Annotated in this window: 9 protein-coding genes; 2 read left to right on the forward strand and 7 right to left on the reverse strand. The window is 42.7% G+C overall.

Going from position 1 to position 6,000, the window contains the following annotated elements; translation table 11 throughout:
* Positions 1-42: 42 nt before the first annotated feature.
* Together petA and petC are read right to left on the reverse strand one after the other, a co-directional pair.
* A complete protein-coding gene (gene petA / locus RMZ42_RS20475) occupies positions 43-1,044 on the reverse strand; it encodes a cytochrome f (protein WP_322673134.1) in 1,002 nt (333 codons plus the stop codon).
* 98 nt (positions 1,045-1,142) lie between these two features.
* Positions 1,143-1,682, reverse strand: coding sequence for a cytochrome b6-f complex iron-sulfur subunit (petC, locus tag RMZ42_RS20480; RefSeq protein ID WP_292774200.1), 540 nt, complete (start codon positions 1,680-1,682; stop codon positions 1,143-1,145).
* A 230-nt stretch (positions 1,683-1,912) separates the two neighbouring features.
* Here petC and RMZ42_RS20485 point away from each other — a divergent pair, with 230 nt between their 5' ends.
* Positions 1,913-2,221 (forward strand): DUF3067 family protein, encoded by a 309-nt coding sequence (locus RMZ42_RS20485; RefSeq protein WP_179063611.1) that lies wholly within the window; start codon positions 1,913-1,915, stop codon positions 2,219-2,221.
* A gap of 135 nt (positions 2,222-2,356) precedes the next feature.
* Positions 2,357-2,509 carry a hypothetical protein gene (locus tag RMZ42_RS20490; protein ID WP_322673125.1) on the forward strand — a complete coding sequence of 51 codons (153 nt, stop codon included), beginning with the start codon at positions 2,357-2,359 and terminating at the stop codon, positions 2,507-2,509.
* A gap of 40 nt (positions 2,510-2,549) precedes the next feature.
* On the opposite strand, the gene RMZ42_RS20495 is transcribed toward RMZ42_RS20490, so the two are convergent.
* Genes RMZ42_RS20495 through tatC form a run of 5 tightly spaced genes read right to left on the reverse strand, consistent with a single transcriptional unit; the run spans position 2,550 to position 5,759 of the window.
* Entirely contained in the window at positions 2,550-2,876 is a 327-nt protein-coding gene (locus RMZ42_RS20495; RefSeq protein WP_322673126.1) for a hypothetical protein, read from the reverse strand.
* The gene (locus RMZ42_RS20500) at positions 2,866-3,234 is read right to left on the reverse strand and encodes a hypothetical protein (protein ID WP_322673127.1); all 369 of its coding nucleotides are present in this window, start codon (positions 3,232-3,234) and stop codon (positions 2,866-2,868) included. Before RMZ42_RS20500 ends, RMZ42_RS20495 begins: the two co-directional genes overlap by 11 nt.
* A gap of 46 nt (positions 3,235-3,280) precedes the next feature.
* Positions 3,281-4,495 (reverse strand): Nramp family divalent metal transporter, encoded by a 1,215-nt coding sequence (locus tag RMZ42_RS20505; RefSeq protein ID WP_322673128.1) that lies wholly within the window; start codon positions 4,493-4,495, stop codon positions 3,281-3,283.
* The gene (locus RMZ42_RS20510) at positions 4,492-4,920 is read right to left on the reverse strand and encodes a hypothetical protein (protein ID WP_322673129.1); all 429 of its coding nucleotides are present in this window, start codon (positions 4,918-4,920) and stop codon (positions 4,492-4,494) included. The genes RMZ42_RS20505 and RMZ42_RS20510 overlap by 4 nt, the downstream gene beginning before the upstream one ends.
* A gap of 44 nt (positions 4,921-4,964) precedes the next feature.
* Positions 4,965-5,759 (reverse strand): twin-arginine translocase subunit TatC, encoded by a 795-nt coding sequence (tatC, locus tag RMZ42_RS20515; protein ID WP_322673130.1) that lies wholly within the window; start codon positions 5,757-5,759, stop codon positions 4,965-4,967.
* Between the last annotated feature and the right edge of the window lie 241 nt (positions 5,760-6,000).

The following is a 6,000-nucleotide window of genomic DNA, read 5'->3' on the forward strand; positions in this document are numbered from 1 at the left end:
AGGCAAGATGCCTGTCCTACAAGTAGTAATTTAGCAAAGAATTTAGAAATTCATTTCAGCAGCTTGAACTTTCTCAACCTGCTTCTTCTTCAGCACCAGCATAACTTGAGCCAACATTACAAGAGCGATGAACGCAATCATCCATTTGACTCTGGAAGCGTCTTGCAGTACGATTTCTCCATCTGTTTGACCGAATCCACCGACGTTCGGGTTGCTGGTCAAAGCATCACCAGTCTTAACTGCTTGACCTTCGGAAACAAGCAGGTCTGGCCCTAAAGGAATCGTATCAACGACAACATCACCTGATTCAGGTTGGATGTTGACTAAATATTTAACGTTACCGTCTCCATCTTCCTCTTTAGCAATCTTGGTAATTGTGCCAGTAGCGGAAGCGTTGTAAACAGCGTTATTGCTCTTTTCGCCAGTGGGATAAACTTGTCCGCGTCCCCGATTACCACCTACGTGAACTGAATATTTACCGAAGTGGATGTTTTTGTCGGTTGCAGGGTTGGGAGAAAGAACTGGGAAGACGATTTCCTGATACTGTTCGCCAGGTAAAGGGCCGACGATGACGACGTTTTCTTTATCTTCACTGTAGGGTTGGTAGAATGTGTCGCCAACTTCTTCTTTAAGTTCTTCAGAAAGACGGTCTTCAGGAGCAATCTTAAAGCCTTCGGGTAGCATCAGTACTGCACCGACGTTCAAGCCAACCTTGGAACCATCAGCACCAACTTGCTGGGCAGTGAGATCGTAAGGGATTTTCACCACAGCTTTGAATACAGTGTCAGGTAGCACCGATTGGGGAACTTCCACTTCTGTAACCTTGGCGGCTAGGTGACAGTTGGCACAAACAATTCGCCCTGTTGGTTCGCGGGGGGTTTCGGGATAGGTTTGCTGTGCCCAAAAGGGATAGGCGGCAGCTGATTGAGGAAGTGCTAAATCGCTGGTGAAGTAAAATGTCACAGTAGCGATCGCTATGAGCAATGTTTTTACAATCGCTCTAGCACTGCGAGTTAATCTCGCTGTTAGGAAAACATTTCTCATCTCTATAAGGGCGACAATTGAATTAGTCATTAGTCATTGGTCATTAGTCATTAGTCATTAAGCCCTGAACAAAGGACAAATGACTAAGGACAAAATTATTAACCCCACCAAGGTGCATCACCTGTGCGGAAGTCGGTTTCAGTCCAAGGGGTTAAGACGATTTTGTCGTCGTTTACGTTTGTATGGGCTAAAGCCAGAGACAGAGGTGCTGGGCCCCGAACAACTTTACCAGTTTCGTCATACTGAGAACCATGACAAGGACACTTGAATTTGTTCTCAGCAACGTTCCAGGGGACGACACAACCTAAGTGGGTGCAGATGGCGTTAATGCCATAATCTTTGATCGCCTCTTTGCTGTCTACCACAATATAGGTAGGATCTCCTTTTAGTCCTTGGACTAGGTTGCGATCGCCTGCATTCCGGTTTTCTAGAAATTTAGTGACGCTAACATCGTTACCTAGCTCATCTTTTGCTGTTACACCGCCACCTGCGCCACCTGCTGCTGGTGGAATAAAGTACTTGACAACGGGATACAATGCACCCAGAGCTACTCCAGTGACAGTCCCAAAAGTGAGCAGATTCATGAACTGACGACGCCCCATATCGGGCACGTCTGCTGATTCAGAAAATTGAGCCATAATCTACGCGCTCTTTGTGTATTTTGTTAAGCATTTTGACAAAAGTACTAATACTTGAGCAACTCTTGTCTAAGTCGAAATGCTAGCGCTCACAACGATGCCATAATTCTTTGTTCCAAGATATAAAAAGCATCTTTTCTGTTAGCATTACATTTCTTTATATCCTTATCATACTGGAGTCACGGAACTTAACATCATAACTAAATGTAAAATCTGATTGAGAAAAGACTATGACAGGACAGGAATTACGTCAGATATTGCTTGATAAGTGGGGATATTCTTATGATGTCCAGTTCCGGCGGGCACAGGGAAAGATATTTTTGCAAGTAATGTGGAAATATCTAGAGCAAGCTTCTTTTCCCTTGAGTGAGGCGGAGTACCAAGAACATCTCGATAGCATTGCCAATTATCTTCATGCCTTGGGTGGGTCAACACAGGTACAAACTTTTATTGCCCAAACACGCGATCGCCCCCGACTTGGCAAGGCTGTCAGCATTCCTCTAGATTTGGGCGAACGTTCTTCAGAATGGATATTGTGACCAATTATTTCATTAACTTTAATCAATTTCTGAGTAATTGCAGTATTTTTTATTCAAAAATACTATAACGTCCTGTATAATCCTTTTCCCTATTGGTAAGGTAAGAAAAAATACACCTCTTCAAGGAAAAAGCTAATGGCTTTTATCTCAACATTTGAAATTCTTCTTAAACCTCAACTTCCAAAGGAACTTACAGATACAAAACCTGAACTTATCCCACTAGCGAGAAATATTCTCCAAGGCTATTTCCTGACGATCGCAAGTCCCATAGCCCTCATATCTTGTTAAACTGCTTGATAGCTAGAGCAGTCAAACATACGTTGGATTTTTATTTTTTGGAAGTCTCTAATACTTTTAAATCATCTAAGGTACAGAGCAAACGAGGCTTTTCAGGGTCAGTCAAATCTAGCTGCTCCCAAGATATTGTATAGCCACTGTGGATCTTGTGCGCCCCAAGGAAGTGTAAGATTCTCAACCCAATTGCCCAAGCTGATAGTCTTTCTAAGATAGCAGTGGTTCCAATCAGATATTCCTGAATAACCCATTCTTCACCCTGCTGTTGGGCATGTACTTCCTCAATGCGTCCGGCGGGTTTGCCAGTTGAATCCAATACTTGTTTGCCTAGTAGCAGTTCCAGATGAATTTCACTTGCCATGTTCTGCCCCTGGAATTCGGCCAATAATGTGTTTCTGAAGCCATTTTTCATAAGCTAATGCTGGAGTTTGGTCAGCTTCAATCTCGACTTCAACATCAATACCAACATCCCGCACTTTTGACCACGGAATTCTAAAGGGTTCACTTTGTTTAGCACCCCAACTACTTTCAATTGCTGCTACCCACCTGCCTAAACGTGGATGAATACGTCGTGCAAGAGTTGTCATACCAGTTTCGATATAAGTGAGTCGTGGCGGTTCTCCATCGCGCAACTCTATGACAATTCCATCGACTTTGCCCAGATGGCGCCGATCGCTGTCAACTAATTGGTTATCAAGTACATCTCTAATAATGTTCATTTTCTATCACTTCCAGTTGATTATTAACGTAAACGCCTACCAGCGATCACCCTCCAAGAATTTCTAGTGGAATCGCAACGATCGCTAACACGAATGTCAGCACAATTGTAAAGATCACAACACTATTACTTATCCAACCGTTGCGATACTTGCCGATATATAATTCATCGTTCATCAATACCAAAAATGGCACAATCACAGGCGGCAAAATCACTGCTGTAATCGCCATTGAAAACAAAGTCAATTGCAACGGGTCAATTCCAAATACCATTAATAAAGAAGCGAGAAAGACAAACACAGTGTAGACCAAACTAAAGCGTGCGGCATCTTTAGGTTTCAGATTTTCGCCCCAATTCCAACCAAAGGATTGAGCAACAATATAAGCTGTGTCGAGAGTAACTTCCAGTGCTGCGCCAAAGCAAGCAATACCCAAGGATGCTGCAAATAGTACAAAGCCCCAGTAACCAAAAGTTTCTGTCAACATCAACGCTGCTTGTTCGTAGCTATCTACCTCAACGCCTTTGGGTTTGAGTACTAGTGCTGACACAATCAGCACTCCTAGCGATACAATGCTACCAAAACTCATTCCTAAACCGGCAACTGCGCGATTTACACCGATATACCCTTCATCCCATTTATCTTCTACTGCCCCAGATGAGTAAAAGTAAAATAAATAGGGGCTAATCAAAGCACCCAAAATGCCAACTCCAAGATATAAATAATGAGCGGTATCTTGTTGTGGCAGAGTTGGCAACAAACCACTACCAAGTTGTGTTAGAGATGGATGCAACTTAAAAGTAGCGACAACAAAAACTAGTGTCACCAACCCTAATACGGAAATACCATTTTCAATAATGCCAAAGTTGCCGTACCAAATTAGCAACCAAATTGCAAAGGCAACGGGTAAAGCATACCACTGAAAACTAATACCCGTTAGCAGTTGTAAGGCGATGCAAACACCACCAATTTCAGCTGCTAACACTAGAAAATCAACTATGACTTCGGCAATCAGTGGAATAATATAAAAATTAAACCCAAAACGTTCGCGTACAGCAGCAGCTAAAGTATGCTTGCTAACTGCTGCTAACCGCCCAGACATTTCTACCAAAAAAATCACACAAATTGTACCCAGAATAATCGCCCAGATTAGTTGAAAGCCGAAAATAGATCCAGCCTCTGCTGCTGTAGCGATCGCACCCACATCTAAGAAGCCACCTATACTAGTCACAATCCCCAGCGCGATTTCCAAAACTTTCTTCATGGTTTGTTCTGCTGTGGTAGTTGCGAGTCTAGGGTTCGTCCTTCTAGCGATAAATCCTTAATACTTTGTGCCACTACAGAATAATTTTCTTGTTCAACTGCGGTTGACATTTGCTCTGTGATTTTTGCTAACCGTTTAATATGACCTAAAAGTTCTAACTTGTAAGGCTGGGGAATAGCTGTAGATGATTCTATCTTTGCTATGTTGTCGGTTTCTGTTTGCAACTCTTGCTGTGCTTTGTGCAATGTTTGTTTCGCATAGACTTTTGGCACAGCACCTCGTACCCAAGCATCAGCAACCATTTTACTTGTAGCTGTCCATGACTTTACAGTTCGTAGTTCTTGTGTAAGCCTATCTGTGGCTGCTTCGCTACAAGCGGTTAATAATGTCAACCCTAATAAATAACCTATAAATATCCTTTTCATCAGATGTCTGTCTTCGTAGTCCTCCTTAGAATCTATTCCAGATGTTATTTACCTGTAAGCTTCACCAGTCCCACACCGCCGAAATAAAGCCCTAAAACTGCTCCCGCTAAAAGACTTTGAGTCAAGGGGTCAGTAGAAGGTGTGAGGACGGCTCCTAAAACCACTGCTCCCATAATCACGTAACGCCAACCAGAAACCATTCGTTCTGACGAGACAATATTCAAATTACCGAGCAACAGTTGAATAATCGGAATTTGAAATGCTAAACCTGTGCTGAATAACAGTAGCAGCACAAATTCAAAATATTTATCAATTGACCAAAGTTGTTCAACTACATCTGCTCCGTAGCTAATGAAGAATTTCAAGGCTGCGGGGATAAGAAGTAAATAGGCAAATACTAAACCCGCCCCAAATAGCACACTCGAACCCAAAACCACAGGCCCCAGTAAACGGCGTTCGCGGCGAGTCAGTCCTGGAAGCACAAACTGGATAATTTGGTAAAGAATGAAAGGACTAGTAAGTACGATGCCAGTGTAGGCGGCAACTTTCAAAGAGACAAAGAAATATTCTCCAGGTGCAAGTTGGAGAAATTTTACTCCTTGTGCTGGAACCTCAAGTAACTGGACAATCGGCTTAACGGCAAAGAAACAGCCAATAATGCCTACTGCTACGGCAATCAACGAATAAAAAATCCGTTGCCGCAACTCTTCTAGATGGTCGAAAAGGGACATTTCGACTTCACCAGGCAACTCATCAAGAGGATCGGTGTCTGAGTTGCCATATCCTTCTGGGTCGAGGTTAGGAACGTTTACAGTATCTACGTCTTGTGAAGGCGTCACTTCGCTTCGCTCCGAATTCAAAATTCAAAATTCAAAATTAACAATGCCATAAATAAATTTAGGGGATTGTATCTTTTTTTTGGTCATCGACCATTTTGGTGACTCAGCACTCTTCATTATTTTATCTGGGGAATGCAGCTACTAAGATATGTTTTTGGGTGCTGTGGATTTTTTGTCCTGTTTTTTGGGTTTGCATCTGCATAAGTTAGTAGGAAGACATCTTGTAGGCAATGCCTAACCT

Origin of the sequence: Nostoc sp. DedQUE05, from assembly GCF_034530955.1 — a bacterium.
Taxonomy (GTDB): domain Bacteria; phylum Cyanobacteriota; class Cyanobacteriia; order Cyanobacteriales; family Nostocaceae; genus Nostoc.

What these genes read in the sequence shown, in the direction of transcription:
- petC (WP_292774200.1), bottom strand. Translation starts at nt 1,682, where the DNA reads ATGGCTCAATTTTCTGAATCAGCAGACGTGCCCGATATGGGGCGTCGT.
- RMZ42_RS20505 (WP_322673128.1), bottom strand. Translation starts at nt 4,495, where the DNA reads ATGAAGAAAGTTTTGGAAATCGCGCTGGGGATTGTGACTAGTATAGGT.
- RMZ42_RS20495 (WP_322673126.1), bottom strand. Translation starts at nt 2,876, where the DNA reads ATGGCAAGTGAAATTCATCTGGAACTGCTACTAGGCAAACAAGTATTG.
- RMZ42_RS20510 (WP_322673129.1), bottom strand. Translation starts at nt 4,920, where the DNA reads ATGAAAAGGATATTTATAGGTTATTTATTAGGGTTGACATTATTAACC.
- RMZ42_RS20490 (WP_322673125.1), top strand. Translation starts at nt 2,357, where the DNA reads ATGGCTTTTATCTCAACATTTGAAATTCTTCTTAAACCTCAACTTCCA.
- RMZ42_RS20500 (WP_322673127.1), bottom strand. Translation starts at nt 3,234, where the DNA reads ATGAACATTATTAGAGATGTACTTGATAACCAATTAGTTGACAGCGAT.
- RMZ42_RS20485 (WP_179063611.1), top strand. Translation starts at nt 1,913, where the DNA reads ATGACAGGACAGGAATTACGTCAGATATTGCTTGATAAGTGGGGATAT.
- petA (WP_322673134.1), bottom strand. Translation starts at nt 1,044, where the DNA reads ATGAGAAATGTTTTCCTAACAGCGAGATTAACTCGCAGTGCTAGAGCG.